Source organism: Rhizomicrobium sp. (assembly GCA_037200045.1).
Lineage (GTDB): Bacteria > Pseudomonadota > Alphaproteobacteria > Micropepsales > Micropepsaceae > Rhizomicrobium.
Window position 1 is genome coordinate 2,984,729 of sequence record JBBCHM010000001.1, and the last position, 13,327, is coordinate 2,998,055.

Annotated in this window: 16 protein-coding genes; 10 read left to right on the forward strand and 6 right to left on the reverse strand. The window is 66.0% G+C overall.

Annotated elements, in window-relative coordinates; all coding sequences use genetic code 11:
* Positions 1-12: 12 nt before the first annotated feature.
* Positions 13-1,854: a patatin-like phospholipase family protein gene (locus WDM86_14705; GenBank protein ID MEI9991283.1), complete on the reverse strand. Its 1,842-nt coding sequence runs from the start codon at positions 1,852-1,854 to the stop codon at positions 13-15.
* A gap of 27 nt (positions 1,855-1,881) precedes the next feature.
* Positions 1,882-2,697: an SDR family oxidoreductase gene (locus tag WDM86_14710; GenBank protein MEI9991284.1), complete on the reverse strand. Its 816-nt coding sequence runs from the start codon at positions 2,695-2,697 to the stop codon at positions 1,882-1,884.
* 454 nt (positions 2,698-3,151) lie between these two features.
* On the opposite strand from WDM86_14710, the gene WDM86_14715 reads away from it, so the two are divergent.
* Together WDM86_14715 and ygiD are read left to right on the forward strand one after the other, a co-directional pair.
* Entirely contained in the window at positions 3,152-4,072 is a 921-nt protein-coding gene (locus tag WDM86_14715) for a heme-binding protein (GenBank protein ID MEI9991285.1), read from the forward strand.
* A gap of 119 nt (positions 4,073-4,191) precedes the next feature.
* On the forward strand, positions 4,192-4,968 hold the full coding sequence (ygiD, locus tag WDM86_14720) for a 4,5-DOPA dioxygenase extradiol (protein ID MEI9991286.1): 777 nt from the start codon (positions 4,192-4,194) through the stop codon (positions 4,966-4,968).
* 16 nt (positions 4,969-4,984) lie between these two features.
* Here the strand turns inward: ygiD and WDM86_14725 are convergent, their stop codons facing one another.
* Positions 4,985-5,821 (reverse strand): ergot alkaloid biosynthesis protein, encoded by an 837-nt coding sequence (locus WDM86_14725; GenBank protein ID MEI9991287.1) that lies wholly within the window; start codon positions 5,819-5,821, stop codon positions 4,985-4,987.
* Positions 5,818-6,267, reverse strand: coding sequence for a nuclear transport factor 2 family protein (locus tag WDM86_14730; GenBank protein ID MEI9991288.1), 450 nt, complete (start codon positions 6,265-6,267; stop codon positions 5,818-5,820). The genes WDM86_14725 and WDM86_14730 overlap by 4 nt, the downstream gene beginning before the upstream one ends.
* 101 nt (positions 6,268-6,368) lie before the next feature.
* On the opposite strand from WDM86_14730, the gene WDM86_14735 reads away from it, so the two are divergent.
* Entirely contained in the window at positions 6,369-6,968 is a 600-nt protein-coding gene (locus WDM86_14735; protein MEI9991289.1) for a TetR/AcrR family transcriptional regulator, read from the forward strand.
* On the opposite strand, the gene WDM86_14740 is transcribed toward WDM86_14735, so the two are convergent.
* The gene (locus WDM86_14740; GenBank protein MEI9991290.1) at positions 6,965-7,369 is read right to left on the reverse strand and encodes a PaaI family thioesterase; all 405 of its coding nucleotides are present in this window, start codon (positions 7,367-7,369) and stop codon (positions 6,965-6,967) included. The two genes, WDM86_14735 and WDM86_14740, sit on opposite strands and share 4 nt — an antisense overlap.
* Entirely contained in the window at positions 7,366-7,776 is a 411-nt protein-coding gene (locus WDM86_14745) for a PaaI family thioesterase (protein MEI9991291.1), read from the reverse strand. Before WDM86_14745 ends, WDM86_14740 begins: the two co-directional genes overlap by 4 nt.
* A gap of 160 nt (positions 7,777-7,936) precedes the next feature.
* Between WDM86_14745 and WDM86_14750 the strand changes: the two genes are divergently transcribed.
* The 7 genes from WDM86_14750 (at position 7,937) to WDM86_14780 (ending at position 13,210) form a co-directional block, all read left to right on the forward strand.
* Positions 7,937-9,178, forward strand: a complete 1,242-nt coding sequence (locus WDM86_14750; GenBank protein ID MEI9991292.1) for a hypothetical protein — start codon at positions 7,937-7,939, stop codon at positions 9,176-9,178.
* Positions 9,179-9,227: 49 nt separating this feature from the next.
* Entirely contained in the window at positions 9,228-9,782 is a 555-nt protein-coding gene (locus WDM86_14755; GenBank protein ID MEI9991293.1) for a hypothetical protein, read from the forward strand.
* 83 nt (positions 9,783-9,865) lie between these two features.
* On the forward strand, positions 9,866-11,071 hold the full coding sequence (locus WDM86_14760; protein ID MEI9991294.1) for an acetyl-CoA C-acyltransferase: 1,206 nt from the start codon (positions 9,866-9,868) through the stop codon (positions 11,069-11,071).
* A 2-nt stretch (positions 11,072-11,073) separates the two neighbouring features.
* Positions 11,074-11,733 carry a CAP domain-containing protein gene (locus tag WDM86_14765; GenBank protein ID MEI9991295.1) on the forward strand — a complete coding sequence of 220 codons (660 nt, stop codon included), beginning with the start codon at positions 11,074-11,076 and terminating at the stop codon, positions 11,731-11,733.
* Positions 11,733-12,083, forward strand: coding sequence for a DUF962 domain-containing protein (locus WDM86_14770; protein ID MEI9991296.1), 351 nt, complete (start codon positions 11,733-11,735; stop codon positions 12,081-12,083). The genes WDM86_14765 and WDM86_14770 overlap by 1 nt, the downstream gene beginning before the upstream one ends.
* Before the next feature lie 223 nt (positions 12,084-12,306).
* Positions 12,307-12,765, forward strand: coding sequence for a helix-turn-helix domain-containing protein (locus WDM86_14775; protein MEI9991297.1), 459 nt, complete (start codon positions 12,307-12,309; stop codon positions 12,763-12,765).
* Positions 12,766-12,769: 4 nt separating this feature from the next.
* Complete coding sequence (locus WDM86_14780; GenBank protein MEI9991298.1) at positions 12,770-13,210, forward strand: PIN domain-containing protein; 441 nt, start codon at positions 12,770-12,772, stop codon at positions 13,208-13,210.
* Positions 13,211-13,327: the final 117 nt, after the last annotated feature.

Sequence of the window (13,327 nt, forward strand, 5' to 3'; positions counted from 1 at the left end):
AAGGCGGCGGTTTTATTCCGCCGCGTGGACGTGGTGCTCGATGGAGACCGCGGGTCCCTCGCTCCACACTTCGGTCAGCGGCACGCCGTGCTGCTCGATCATGCGCAGCCCGTGCTCATAGCCTTCGGCGATGCAGCGGTCGAAGGCGCGCCAGTCGCGCAGGCCGACGCCGACCAGCGGCGGCTCGAACATGTAGTTCGCCTGCTCGCGCGCCAGCCGGCGCTGCGCTTCCGAGCCCACGGTGCCCGAGCGCATCAGGATCGAGACGATCGACGGCGTGCCCGCCATGCGCTGGGCGATCAGCCACCACCAGGGCCGCTCGCCATACTGGCTGTCGCGCGCCTTCAAATCGATCTCGCCGGTGACGTCCGAGGCGATGATCGGGCCGGAGGCGCGCTCGGCCATCACGTCGACCGGCAGGTTGTTCATCAGCCCGCCATCGACCAGGAGGTGCCCGTTATGCGTCACCGGCGGCAGGATGCCCGGCAGCGCCACGCTGGCGCGCAGTGCCCGCCACAGCGTTCCGGCGCGATGGATGTGCACCCGCCCCGTCGTCAGGTCCGACGACACGCAGAAGAACGGCTTGGCCAGTTCCTCGATCCGGAGGTCGCCGTAATTGCGCTTGAGCAGGTCGGAGACCTTGCGCCCGCGCACCAGCGCGATCAGCGGTATCGTATAGTCGTTGAGCGGATTGCCCTCGACGAAGGCCGCGCGCATGCGGTCGGTCAACTCCTCGATGCCCCACTCGCAGGCCAGTCCCGCCGCGATCAGCGCCCCCATCGAGGTGCCGCCGATATTGTCGAACGGGACTCCCGCTTCGACCAGCGCCTTCACCACGCCGATATGGGCGAAGCCGCGCGCCCCGCCGCCGGCCAGAACGATGCCGACCGCGCGGCCGGAGATGAAACGCGCCAGCCGCTGGATATCGTCGGGCCGGCCGCTGCGCACATGGTGATGCGATTCGAACAGTCCGGCGCGCACCGCCAGGTGCTCGGGCATGTTCTCGTTCTTGTCGGTGGGATGCAGCAGCAGGAGCTGCGGCAGGCCGGCGGCGCGTTCCTTGAACGCCGGCACGTCCATCGCGTGATCGGGCAGCGGCTGGTCGATGCGCGCGAGCAGGAAGATGCGGTCGGCCTGGCGCAGGCATTGATGGGTCCAGGCGCTGTCCGGCGCGTCGCCGCGATAGAACACGATGTCGTGGCCGGCCTCGAAATTGGCGAACCATTCGCCCGACTGGTCGGCGCAGGACGAATCGAGCACCGCGGCCTTCGAGCCCATGTTGACCAGCGCGCCGGCCAGCCGGTGCGCGATCGGCGATTGGTCGAGGCCCGGCTGCAGCGGCACGATGGCGAAGGTCTTGGGCCGTGCCGTGTCGCTCGAACTCTTCGTGGTGTCCTGAAGCCGCTTCACCAGGATGCGCATCATGTTGAGCATGACGCGCGGATGCCGCCCGATCAGCGCGTCGAAGGCGGCGGGCGGCACGCGCAAAAGCTCGCTGTCGCGCATCGCCACGAGCTGGGCGGAGTGCTCGGCGGAGCCGGAGATCAGCGACATCTCGCCGACCGTCTCGCCGGCCGGGATATGCGCCACGAAGCGGCGCTTGCCGTGCTCGTCCTCGGCGAAGACGCCGAGGCTGCCGGTGATGACCAGGAACACGGCATGGTCGTTCTCGCCGTCGCGCTTGAGCAGCATGCCGCCGGGAAGGCCGAACCAGTTGGCTTCCGACAGCAGCTTCTTCAGCGCCGCCTCGCTGACATCCTCCAGCAACGGGAAATTCCGCAGGCGCTGGCGCAGCGCCTCGGGATACACCGTGTCCGGCCCGGACTTGAAGGAAGAGAGGAACGCCATATTCATCGGCTGGGGCTGCTCCTTCCTTCTATCTCACCAGGCGGTCCAACCGCCATCGATGGTCAGCGCCTGGCCGGTCATGAAGGACGACGCCGGGGAAGCCAGGAAGAGCAGGGGGCCGGCGATCTCGGCGGCCGTTCCGAGGCGCCCCAGCATGGTTTTGGCCGCCAGCCGGGCGGCGAAAGCGGGGTCGGCGGCCTGCACCGCGTCGCGCGGGAAAGGCCCCGGGACGAGGGCGTTCACGCGAATGTTTTCGCGCCCGAGCTCGGCGGCGAGGTGGCGGGTGAGCTGGAGCAGCGCCGCCTTGGCCGGGCCGTAGTGGAACGGGCTCTGCCCGCCAGGTTCGTCGTAGAGCCGGGCATCGGGCGCGACAATTGCGTACATCGAGGCGACATTGATCACGCTCGCTTCGCCGGACGCCGACGCGGCAACGCGCAAGGCGGGCAGGGCGGCGCGCACCGCCTCGAAGCTCGCGGTCACGCTGGAGGCATAGGTCGAAGCGAAGTCGGACGCCTCCAGCGCCGCGAAGGGCTTGGGCGTCATCGCGATGGCGTTGTTGACGAGGATGTCGAGGCGCGGCAGCGCCGCGAAGAATTCCCGCACCCGCGCGACATCGCCGACATCGAACGCCGCGCGCTCGACCGAATGTCCCTCGCCGAGAAGTTCGGCTTCGAAATCGGACAGCTTGTCGTCGTCGCGCGCATTGACGATCACATGCGCCCCGGCATGCGCCAGCGCGCGCGTCATCGCGGCGCCGAGATGTCCCGGCGCCGCCGACACGAACGCGACGCGCCCGTCGAGGCGTCCCCCGTCGAACGTCGCAGAAAGGGCGGCCTCATGCCGGCCCATGCAAAGTCTCCGTCCCCTGATTCAGGGAACCTAGGCGTACAGGGGTAAACGTGGCGTTAGCGTGAATGGTTCGTTAAGGGCCCGCTCATCGGAGGGGCTGTTTGGCGCGGCCGGCGCCGCCGCGAAATGCCCGACGAAATATTCGGAAGAATGAAATCGAACGATTACTGTATGCGATCATGATATTATGAAATAAATGAAATAGAGTATTGGAACACTTGAAGACCAATATGCAATTGGCCATAGTGCGTGGGCGTTCCGTGTAGGCCGACATCGTATTCGTTTCGGGGGCGGGTCTCATTCGGCTTCGAGGATTTCGAAGGCGACGTTTTCCCGAATCCGTCGGCGCTCTTGTGATTTGAAAACAGTCCGCGTTCGGCGCGTCGGCGGTTCGTGTCCGCCTTATTTCGACGCGCCAGTCCTGCGTTCCGCAATCCTATTTTGGAGGCAAAAGATGCAACTCTTGGCGAATTTCAGGCTGACCTCGGTTTCGGGAAAGATCGCGCAGCTCCTGCCCGATCCGTTCACGCCCATAGACCAGCTCATCGGAACGTGGACGGGCACCGGGTTCAATCAGATCTGGCGCCCGTTCCACGGCACGCAGGACCGCTTCCTGGAGCTGAACGAGACGCTCGAGACGATCCAGTTCGATCAGATTCCCGGCGACATTCCCAATCGCGGGCTGTTGCAGGGCGACATGAATCTGCATGGCGTCCGCTATCTGCAACAGGTGCAGGACGCGCATGTGAAGGAAAACGGCCAACCGGCCGGTATCCATATCGAGCCCGGCATCTGGCTGACCGTTCCGGCCACGACCAATCCCCTGGACCCCAAGACGGTCTCGCGCCTCTCCAACATTCCGCACGGCACTTCGCTCGTCGCGCAGGGAAGCGAGCTGCCGGTGCTCGCCGGCCCGCCGCCCATCGGGCCGGCCAGCATCACGCCTTTCCTGATCGCGCCGCCGCACACGCCGGTCAACTTCCCCGAGGTGAATCTCGGCGTCGCGACGCAGTTCCGCACGCCGCATGCCGATATCCCGAACGTGACCCAGGCGATGGTCAACAATCCCAACCTCGTGCTGCAGCAGGGGCTCGCCGGCAAGACCGTCACCTCGACCACGACGCTGCGGGTTTCGACCAAGCCGCTCAACCCGCCCGCCACCGGCGGCGGCACCTCGAACATCGCCTTTCTGGCGGGCGCGGCCGGCGGCCCCAACGCGTTGTCGGCGGAGCTGGATGCCACTTTCTGGATCGAGACGTTCAAATTGCCGAACGGCACGGTCAAGCATCAGCTGCAATATTCCCAGACCGTTCTGCTGAACTTCAACGGCCTGAGCTGGCCGCATGTTTCGGTGGCGACGCTCGTGAAACAGTAAGGCGCGGGCCGCCCGTCGGGACGGAACCACGCCTGCATCAGCCGCAAGCCCGGCCTGGCGAGCACCGCGCGTCAAGGCGTGCGATAGTGCGGCCGTGCAGGCATGAGGTTCTCCCGGCAATGGCGAAACTACCGTCGATCTTCATCGGCCACGGCAATCCGATGAACGCGCTCAGCGACAACGGCTACACCGAGGCCTGGAAGCGCCTCGGCCAGGCGATCGCGCGGCCCAAGGCGATCCTGTCGATTTCGGCGCATTGGTACGTTCCGCAGACCGGCGTGACGATCAACGCCGCGCCGCGGACCATCCACGATTTCGGTGGCTTTCCGCCCGCGCTGTACCAGGTGCGATATCCCGCGCCCGGCGATGCCGCGCTGGCGCGCCGCGTGCAGGAATTGCTGTCGCCCCTGGGCGTGACGCTCGACGACACCTGGGGCCTCGATCACGGCACCTGGTCGGTCCTGTGCCGCGTCTATCCCGACGCCGATATTCCGGTCGTCCAGTTGAGCATCGACGAGACCAAACCGGCCTCGGTCCATTTCGAGATCGGCCGGAGACTCGCGCCGCTCAGGGACGAAGGCATTCTGATCCTCGGCAGCGGCAATCTGGTCCACAATCTTCATGCCTATGCCTGGGGGCGGCACGTGCCGCAGCCGTTCGACTGGGCGAGCCGGTTCGAGGCGGCGGCGCGAAAGCTGATCCTCGCCGGCGACTATCGGCCGCTCATCGATTACGAATCGCTCGGCCGCGACGCCGCCCTGTCGGTTCCGACGCCGGAACATTATCTGCCGCTGCTCTATGTGCTCGGCTCGGGGGAGAAGGGCGAGACGATCCGCTTTCCCGTCGAAGGCGTCGATGGCGGCTCGATTTCCATGCTGGCGGTGCAGATCGGTTAGCGCTCCGCGACGTCCTTCAATTCCGCCAGACCGCGGCATTGGCCCGCGCGAAGCTGTCGAAATCGGCCGGCGGATGGCCGGTCAAGGCCGCCACCGCCTCCGTCACGCGGTCTTCGGCGCCGCCCGCGATCGCGGTGTCCATCATCGCCAGGATTTGCGCCACCAGCTCCGGCAGGCCGGCGGCCCGGTGCCGCGCCGCGAGCGCGTCCGCGCCGACGCGACGATGCGCGATGGGGCGGCCGGCGGCGGCGCTCAGGCTGCGCGCCACGTCGTCATAGGAAATCGCGCGCGGACCGGTGAGGATGAAATCCGCGTTCGGCGCCTTGGCCCGCGTCAGCAGGATTTGCGCGACGCGCGCGATGTCCTCCGCGTCCAGGAAAGGAACGCGCCCGTCCTGCGCCGCCGAATAGACGGCATCTTCATCGCGGATGGTCGCAAGATGCTGCCCTTCGCTGAAGTTCTGCATGAACCAGCTGGGACGGATCACGGCCCATTGCGGGGCGTTGTCGTGCAGCCATTGATGCACCTGCCCCATGCCCGGTCCGCCGGCGGAGAGCAGCGAGGCGCTCAGCAGCACGAAGCGCCCCATGCCGCGCGCCATGGCCGCCTGCACGAAGCCGATCATCGCCTGCGCGGGATCGCCGCCGCGCGCCGGCGCCACGAGATAGGCCGCCGTCACGCCGTCGAGCGCCCCGTCCCAGGTCTCGGGCGCGTTCCAGTCGAAGACGACGCCGTCCGCCGCGCCGTTCGGGGCGCGCGATGCGACGCGCAGCGCGGTGCCGTCCGCCCGCAGCCGGGCCGCCAGCCGGCGTCCGGTCTTTCCGGTGCCGCCGGTGACCAGGATGCGGCTCATTGCGGCGCGCCGAACGCGGTGGCCCAGCCCTCGCCGAACGCCGCCATCGATACCAGCGGATTCCAATATTCGCGGTAATGCGCGAGCTTGCCGTCCCGGGTTTCGAAGAACACCACATAGCGCTGGTCATAGGGCGCGCCCGTGCTCAGCGCCCGCCCCTTGATCGCGAATTCCGCGACCGCCACCGTGGGATCCTGCATGGGAAAGATGCGGGCCCGCGCCACCGCGTCGATGGCGATCTTGCCGGATGCCGCCTTCATGTAATCGAGAATGTCCCGCCGTCCCCGGTAGGTCGGCCGACGGCCGGCGGGCGCGAAGGGAAATTCCAGAACGCCGTCCTCGCACCACAGATCGATCCACGCGTCCCAGCGTCCCTCGGCCATGAGGGTCCGGTAGGCGCCGACCAGTTGAAGCGTGCGGGCACGGATGTCGTCTTCGGGCGTCATGGCTGCGGGTCTCCGGATGCCAGCGAAGACTAGGAAGAAAATGACCAGCGGTCAATATATATGACCGATGGTCATTTCCCGTCCTTGCGCTAGGATGCGCCATGGTCCGACACGCTTTTGCACTTAAGGACAAGCAGAACCGGCGCCAGGCGATCCTGGACGCGGCCGACGCCCTGTTCCTGTCCGGCGGCGGCGCGCTGCCCTCCGCCGCGCAGATCGCCGCGAAGGCGGGCCTCGCGAAAGGCACCGTCTATCTCTACTTCCAGACCAAGGAGGAGATCTTCGCGGCGCTTCTCCTCGAAGGCTGGGCGGCCCTGCTGCAGGAGGTCGGCGGCACGCTCGGCGACGGCAAGGGCCGGCGCGCGGCCAGGGTCGCGGCGTTTCTCCAGGCCTTCATCGGCTATCTGGACCGCCATCCCGGACTGCTGCGGCTCGACGCGCTGGGCTATGGCGTGCTGGAGAAGAATCTCGAGCCGGAAAAGCTCAAGGCGTTCAAGTCCGCCTTCCTCGCCACGCTCGCGCGGACCGGAACGGTGGTGGAGCGCGTGCTGAACCTGCAAAAAGGCCATGGCGTGCGCGTCCTGATGCGCACCTACGCCTTGACGCGCGGCCTGTGGCAATCGTCCCGCCCGCAAGGCTTCAACAAGGAATTGCTGGAAGCGCTGACGGAATATTGGCGCGGCGCGCTGGCCGCGTCCTAGCGCTCACCCAGGATCTTCCACACGCTCGACACCGAATAGATCGCCGCGCCGTCCACCGTGAAATCGCCGCGCAGGAAGATCAGCGAGCGCGTCCGCCGCGTCAGCACCGGCGCCACCTCGATCCAGTCGCCTTCGCGCGCCGGGCCGAGGAACTGGTTCTGCATGTTCAGCGTCACGACATTGCCGTGGTCGGTCGCATCCCATGCCGCCTGGCCGAACGCGGCGTCGGCGAAGGTCATCAGCATGCCGCCATGGACCACGCCGTTCATGTTCACGTGACGCGCCCCGACGCGAAAGCCGAAGCGCTTGGCGCCGTTCTCGCCCTGCTCATAGACCGGGCCGACATGGCGCTCGAACGGATCGATCAGCCGCGTCTCCTTGAAGCCCGGCGGCGCGCTCACGCGATCTTCCACAATCCGGTGGCGACCGCGACGGCGCGCGTGCCCACTACGATGTCAGCCGACAGGAACACCATGGTCCGCGTCCGGCGCGTCACCCGCACGCGCGCCTCCAGGATCTCGCCCAGCTTGCCCGGTCCCACGAAGTCGCAGGTCAGCGACACCGTGCTGCAGGCCGGCGCGTCCGACACGGCGCGCGCGGTCTGGCTCATCGCGATGTCCGCGAACGTCATCAACATGCCGCCATGCACGCTGCCCGAGCTGTTCATGTGTTTGTCGGTCACCGCCAGCGCAAAGCGACGCACCTCGCCGTCCGCGGGCAGCCGCCAGATCGGCCCCGCGTGCAGGTTGAATCCGCCGCGTGAAATATTTTCCGCCCCTGGCGGCAATCCGTCCGGAACTTGGCTCATGCGCGAACCGGGATAAGCGGTTTTGCGCTGCACTGCAATATTAAGCGCGCCGCCACATTGGCTTCAGCGTTCCGCCACACTAAAGTTGCAATACCAAACAAGATGCGCCAAGCGAGGGGTCGCTGTGGCGCACATCGCTCCAGCCAAGTGAGGACAATTGATGACTATGCGTTTCGCCCGCGCCGCCTTGTTCGCCTGCCTGATGGGAACGGCCGCCGCCACCGCGCTCGGCGTGTCGACCGTGCCCGCCGCCGCCAAGGCCTCCGGCCCCTCGGTCAGCGCGCCCGTCGCCAAGCTGCTGCAGCCGGCGCAGAAGCTGCTCGAGGCCAAGGACTACAAGGGCGCTCTCGAACTGATCAAGCAGGCGCAGGCGGTGCCGGACCAGACCGATTTCGACAAATACACGATCGACAATTTCCTCGCCAACGCCTCGATCGGCTCGGCCGATTACGCGACCGCCGACACCGCCTATGAGGCGATGGCGGAATCGCCGGCGCTGCCCGATGCCGACAAGGCGTCCACCCTGCACAACGCGACGCTGCTCGCAAACCAGTCCAGGCACTACGACAAGGCGATCAAATACGGCACCGCCTTCATCGCGCTGGGCGGCCCGCCGGATCCGACCATCATCGCCACGCTCTCCCAGGCCTATTACTTCGCCAACGATTTCGACAACGCGGCGGCCTTCGCGCAGAAGGCGATCGACGCGACGCCCGCCGGCCAGCCGCCGAACCGCGGCGCGCTCGAAATCAAGCTCGGCGCCCTGATCAAGGGCAAGAAAGAAGCCGAGGCGGTCGCCACGCTGGAGACCATCGTCACCTATTACGACGATGCCGACGACTGGGGCCAGATCATCGACAACAGCATGGGCGTGCGCGGCATCAAGGACATCGAGGCGCTGCACATCTACCGCCTGCGTCTCGTCACGCATGCCAGCGGCCAGCCCGGCGACTACACCCTGCCGGCCAATCTGTGCCTGGCGCCGAACGTCGCCCTGCCGGCCGAAGCGGTCGTGTTCCTCGATGCCGGCCATGTCGGCGGCGCCGATCTGGCCAAGGCGCAGGCCGCCGCCGCCCGCGACCGCGCCGTGCTTCCCGCCTTCGAGACCCTGGCCAAGAAGAGCGGCGCGGACGTGATGCTCAAGCTGGCCGAGACCTATTACGGCTATGGCCGCTACACCGACGCCGAGGCCACGGCGCGCGCGGCGCTCGCCAAGGGCGGCCCGAAGCTCGACGCCGTCGAGGCGAACATGCTGATCGGCGAATCGCTGATCAAGGAGGGCAAGACCGCCGACGCCGTCACGGCGTTCAACGCCGTATCGAACCCGTCGCCGGGCTTCGCCAAGGCGCAGCATCTGTGGCTGCTCTACGCGAATCGCAAATACGCGGCGGCGACGCCGTAATGCGACCGGCCGGAACGGCGTCGCGCCGTTCCGGCCGCCGGGGACCCGCATGAATCTGGTACTCGGCTTCCTGCCGTTCATCCTGTTCGACGTGCTGATGCGCCTGTCGGCCGACATGGCGCTGTGGGCGGCGTTCGCCGTCGCCTTCACGCTCGGCATGCGCTCCTTCCTCGATACCCGCGTGCTCAAGACGCTGGACGCCGGCAACACCGCGCTGTTCGGCACGCTCGCGCTTTACAAGGGCTTCATCCAGCCCGGGCTCGCCGACGGCACCGTGCTCCTCGCCGTCGACGGCGGGCTGCTCGCGATCATCGTCTTCTCGCTCCTGCTGCACGAACCCTTCACCCTGCAATACGCCCGCGAGCAGGTGGCACAGGAGCAGTGGGGCGCGCCCGCCTTCCTGCGCGCCAACTACGTCGTCACCGCGGTGTGGATGGCGGCGCTTCTGATCATGACCATCGCCGACGCGGCGGCCCTGCTGGTCCCCGCCGTCACGCTGACGGAAGCCGCGGTGGCCGGACTTGTGGCGCTCGCTTTGGCGCTGACGTTCAGCCTCCGATATCCGGCCTATCTGCGCGGCGAAGGCGGCGCGGCGCCGGAATAGCAGGCGGTCGGCGGCCACGCCGTGATTTTGCTCCGCGGCGCGGGCCGGAGTAGGTTCCGCCCCGCCCCCATTCGGAGCCTTCCATGAAAGACGCCGTCATCGTCTCGACCGCGCGCACCGGTCTCGCCAAATCCGTCCGCGGCGGCTTCAACCTGACCCATGGTGCCACCATGGGCGGCCACGCGATCAAGAGCGCCATCGCCAACGCCAAGATCGATCCGGCCGAGGTCGAGGACGTCTATATGGGCTGCGCCCTGCCCGAAGGCGCCACCGGCAACAACATCGCCCGCGCCAGCGCGATCTGGGCCGGCTGCCCCGTCACCACGGCGGGCGTCACGATCAACCGCTTCTGCTCCTCGGGCCTGAACGCCATCGCCATGGCCAGCCAGCAGATCATGACCGAGGGCACCACGGTCGCCATCGGCTCGGGCGTCGAATCCATTTCCCTGGTGCAGATGGGCGGCATGAACCTGAACCACTTCACCGAAGAGCATCTGATGGCGGTGAAGCCGGCGCTGTGGATGGCGATGATCGAGACCGCCGAGATCGTCGCCGAGCGCTACAAGATCAGCCGCGACCGCCAGGACGAATACTCGCTGGAAAGCCAGCGCCGCACCGCCGCCGCCCAGCAGGCCGGCAAGTTCAAGGACGAGATCGTCCCCCTGAAGACCAAGATGAAGAAGGTCGACCGGGCGACCGGCACCGAAACCATCGTCGACGTCACGGTGGACCATGACGAGGGCAACCGGCCCGACACCACCCTCGAAGGCCTGAAAGCGCTCAAGCCGGTGTTCAGCGGCGGCCAGCAGGTCGCCCAGGGCAAGTACATCACCGCCGGCAATGCCTCGCAGTTCGCCGACGGCGCCGCCGCCGTGGTCGTGATGGACGGCGCCGAAGCGTCCAGGCGCGGCATCGCGCCGCTAGGTATTTTCCGGGGGTTCGCGGTCGCCGGCTGCGAGCCGGACGAGATGGGCGTCGGCCCGGTCTATGCCGTGCCGCGCCTGCTCAAGCGCCACGGCCTGACGGTCGCCGATATCGATCTGTGGGAGCTCAACGAGGCGTTCGCCAGCCAGACCGTCTACTGCATGGACGTGCTCGGCATTCCGCACGACAAATGCAATGTCGATGGCGGCGCGATCTCCATCGGCCATCCCTATGGCATGTCGGGCGCGCGCATGACGGGGCATCTTCTGCTCGAAGGGCGCCGCCGCAAGGCCAAGCTCGGCGTCGTCACCATGTGCATCGGCGGCGGCATGGGCGCGGCCGGCCTGTTCGAGATCCTGCCCTAGGCATGCGCGCGCTCGTTTCCGCGTTCGCGTTCCTGCTGCTGGCGGGCTGTTCGACCATCGAAGCGGTCGTGGCGCCACCGCCGCCGCCCGATCCCAAGACGCTGATGCCGGCGCTGGAGGAGCGCATCGCCGTGCTCGTCGCCGACGAGCGCTCGCGCATCGATCCCAAGGCGCGGTCGCTGATGATTGATCCGGAATTGTCGGACATCGCGCGCAAGCGCGCCGCCGACATGGCGGCGAAGAATTACTTCGCGCACACCGCGCCCAATGGCGACACCTCCGCCAGCCTGCTGATGGCGGAAGACGCGCGTTTCCAGGGACTTCTCGGCGAGAACATGGCGGCGCAGCATTACACGCCGGCGGCCGCGATCGACGTCAACGACCTGGCGCGCCGCTTCGTCGCGAGCTGGCTCGCGAGCGCGCCGCACAAGGAGAACCTGTCCTTCGCCGACTACAATCGCACCGGCGTCGGCGCCGCGGTGAACGGCGACACGATCTATGTGACGCAGCTCTTCTCGACCGATCTGGGGCTCGGCCCGCATGACGACGCCGCGCCGCCGGCCGTCGTCACGCCGCTGCCGAGCGCCAAGGACAGCAAGGCCGCCGCGCCGCTTCCCCTGCCGCCGGAGGCCGCCTTGCGCGGCAGCGAGGGCGGCCGTTGATGGCGCCGCGCACCAACCGCCCGATCGAAACCTATTCCGATTTCTGGCCCTATTATCTTCACGAACACGCCAGGCCCGCGACCCGCGCCCTGCATTTCCTCGGCACCGGCCTCGCGCTGGCATGCCTCCTGGCGGCGCTCGCGACGGGCCGGCCCTGGCTCGGTCTGGTCGCGCTCATCGCCGGTTACGGCCCCGCCTGGATCGCCCATTTCTTCGTGGAGAAGAACCGCCCCGCGACCTTCACCTACCCCCTGTGGTCGCTGGTCTCGGATTTCCGCATGGCCTGGCTCTGGGCCACCGGCCATCTCGCGGACGAACTCTACCGGGCCGGGTCGCTAACAAGAAATTAAGTAATTGATTTTATTGCAATATCGCAGTTATGTTCCCCGTTTGATCACTTTCCAGATCTCTAGTCTCTTCAATGGGGTAGCTCTGGCTACAAAGATCGCCCAACGAGTAACTTTTTAACGTCGTTGCGATTATTTCGCATAGCTGTTGTTTCGGATATTGCGTTTACTACGCAAGGGTACCATATGAGGGCGTAGCGCGAACTTGGGCTTATGGGAGAGTTCGATGGATGAAATGAACGGATTGACCGAAAGAGAAGACGCAGTGGTTCCGAGCAAGGAGGATGTAGCACTAGCGACGGAATCGAGCCGCATTCTATCTGCAATGGATGGCGAAGGTGAACTTCGTGTCCGGCTGGAGGGGGATGTTGAACTGCGCCTGCCATCGGCTGTTAGGACTTTGCTTATGCATCTTCTAACGGAGATGTCGCGCGGTAATGCCGTAACGATAATTCCCATCCATGCGGAGCTGACAACTCAAGAGGCGGCGGATTTCTTAAATGTTTCCAGGCCGCATGTTGTCAAATTGTTGGATCGTGGTGACATCGCTCACCACAAGGCCGGCAGTCATCGCAGGGTTCGATTTAGCGACTTGCAGAAGTACAAAGCTTCTCAAGAAAAGAAGCGAGACGCAGCACTCGACGAGTTGGTGTCTCAAGCCCAGGGTCTAAAGATGGGCTACTAACAGAGTGTCAAAATACACTGCCGTCTATGATGCCTGTGTATTGTATCCCGCGCCGTTGCGAGATCTGCTCATGCAGCTCGCAGCGGCGCGGCTTTTCCGCGTGAAATGGACCACAAAAATTCACGAGGAGTGGACTCGGAATCTCTTGGCCAATCGAGAGGACCTCAAACAGGCGGACCTGGATCGCACGGTCGAACTGATGAATACCGCGCTCCCCGACGCCCTCATTGAAGGATATGAGAGCCTGGTCGAGGGCATTGTTCTTCCCGACAAAAACGATCGTCACGTAGTTGCCGCCGCTATCTTCGGTCGTGCAGACGCAATTGTGACAACCAACCTCAAAGATTTTCCCGCCGACGTGCTGGCGAAATACAACCTGGAAGCGCTGCATCCTGACGACTTTATCAGTCTCCAGATCACTCTCGACCAAGCGGCCGTTCTCTAGGCGGTTCGGACGCATAGAGCCCGCCTCAAGAATCCACCCAAGACTGCGGACGAATACCTGGACACCTTGCTAGCTCAGTCGCTGCCAAAAACGGTTGGCGCGCTAGCGCGATTCAAA

Coding starts and splice junctions, on each gene's coding strand:
- WDM86_14705 (MEI9991283.1), bottom strand. CDS start 1,854: ATGAATATGGCGTTCCTCTCTTCCTTCAAGTCCGGGCCGGACACGGTG.
- WDM86_14710 (MEI9991284.1), bottom strand. CDS start 2,697: ATGGGCCGGCATGAGGCCGCCCTTTCTGCGACGTTCGACGGGGGACGC.
- WDM86_14715 (MEI9991285.1), top strand. CDS start 3,152: ATGCAACTCTTGGCGAATTTCAGGCTGACCTCGGTTTCGGGAAAGATC.
- ygiD (MEI9991286.1), top strand. CDS start 4,192: ATGGCGAAACTACCGTCGATCTTCATCGGCCACGGCAATCCGATGAAC.
- WDM86_14725 (MEI9991287.1), bottom strand. CDS start 5,821: ATGAGCCGCATCCTGGTCACCGGCGGCACCGGAAAGACCGGACGCCGG.
- WDM86_14730 (MEI9991288.1), bottom strand. CDS start 6,267: ATGACGCCCGAAGACGACATCCGTGCCCGCACGCTTCAACTGGTCGGC.
- WDM86_14735 (MEI9991289.1), top strand. CDS start 6,369: ATGGTCCGACACGCTTTTGCACTTAAGGACAAGCAGAACCGGCGCCAG.
- WDM86_14745 (MEI9991291.1), bottom strand. CDS start 7,776: ATGAGCCAAGTTCCGGACGGATTGCCGCCAGGGGCGGAAAATATTTCA.
- WDM86_14750 (MEI9991292.1), top strand. CDS start 7,937: ATGACTATGCGTTTCGCCCGCGCCGCCTTGTTCGCCTGCCTGATGGGA.
- WDM86_14755 (MEI9991293.1), top strand. CDS start 9,228: ATGAATCTGGTACTCGGCTTCCTGCCGTTCATCCTGTTCGACGTGCTG.
- WDM86_14760 (MEI9991294.1), top strand. CDS start 9,866: ATGAAAGACGCCGTCATCGTCTCGACCGCGCGCACCGGTCTCGCCAAA.
- WDM86_14765 (MEI9991295.1), top strand. CDS start 11,074: ATGCGCGCGCTCGTTTCCGCGTTCGCGTTCCTGCTGCTGGCGGGCTGT.
- WDM86_14770 (MEI9991296.1), top strand. CDS start 11,733: ATGGCGCCGCGCACCAACCGCCCGATCGAAACCTATTCCGATTTCTGG.
- WDM86_14775 (MEI9991297.1), top strand. CDS start 12,307: ATGGATGAAATGAACGGATTGACCGAAAGAGAAGACGCAGTGGTTCCG.